The organism is uncultured Kluyvera sp. (genome assembly GCF_902485085.1).
GTDB lineage: Bacteria > Pseudomonadota > Gammaproteobacteria > Enterobacterales > Enterobacteriaceae > Kluyvera > Kluyvera ascorbata.
The window spans coordinates 1-1,049 of sequence record NZ_CABTJS010000041.1 but is presented as its reverse complement, the minus strand read 5'-3'; the positions used below and the strand labels follow the sequence as shown (position 1 = coordinate 1,049).

Annotated in this window: 1 protein-coding gene and 1 pseudogene; both read left to right on the top strand. The window is 53.2% G+C overall.

What is annotated here, in order from left to right:
* Nucleotides 1-705 (top strand): S1 RNA-binding domain-containing protein (locus RDN66_RS05855; RefSeq protein WP_308537664.1); only part of this gene is annotated, 705 nt, incomplete at its 5' end.
* Nucleotides 706-816: 111 nt separating this feature from the next.
* Nucleotides 817-1,049 (top strand): annotated as a pseudogene (locus tag RDN66_RS05850) (lipoprotein NlpI); the annotation flags it as partial.

The following is a 1,049-nucleotide window of genomic DNA, read 5'->3' as shown; positions in this document are numbered from 1 at the left end:
CTGTCTGACATCCTGGGCGACGAAGACCACCTGGGCGATATGGACTTCAAAGTGGCGGGTTCCCGCGACGGTATCTCTGCACTGCAGATGGATATCAAAATTGAAGGTATCACCAAAGAGATCATGCAGGTTGCTCTGAACCAGGCTAAAGGTGCGCGTCTGCACATCCTGGGTGTGATGGAACAGGCGATTAACGCGCCACGTGGCGACATTTCTCAGTTCGCTCCACGTATCCACACCATCAAGATCAATCCAGACAAGATCAAAGACGTTATCGGTAAAGGCGGTTCTGTAATCCGTGCCCTGACCGAAGAAACCGGCACCACCATCGAAATCGAAGATGACGGTACCGTTAAGATCGCAGCGACCGACGGTGAGAAAGCGAAATTCGCTATCCGTCGTATCGAAGAGATCACTGCAGAAATCGAAGTAGGTCGTATCTACAACGGTAAAGTGACCCGTATCGTTGACTTTGGCGCGTTCGTTGCCATCGGTGGCGGTAAAGAAGGTCTGGTACACATCTCTCAGATCGCTGACAAGCGCGTTGAGAAAGTGACCGACTACCTGCAGATGAACCAGGAAGTACCGGTTAAGGTTCTGGAAGTTGACCGTCAGGGCCGTATCCGTCTTAGCATTAAAGAAGCAACCGAGCAGTCTCAGCCTGCCGCCGCACCGGAAGCTCCGGTAGCGGAACAGGGCGAGTAAGGTTTGCCTTTTGCCCTCCGCGTTTGCGGAGGGCACATTTAGCTGGCAGGATGCCTTGTTTGCAGGCGGGGGACAGGACGTTCATCCAATTGTTGTCTTCGGGAGTGGGAAATGAAGCCTTTTTTGCGCTGGTGTTTCGTTGCGACAGCACTCACGCTGGCAGGATGCAGCAACTCTGCCTGGCGTAAGAGTGAAGTCCTCGCAGTGCCATTGCAACCGACGTTACAGCAGGAAGTGATCCTGGCACGCATGGAACAAATACTTGCCAGTCGGGCTTTAACCGATGACGAACGCGCACAGCTTTTATATGAGCGCGGAGTGTTGTATGATAGTCTCGGTCTGAG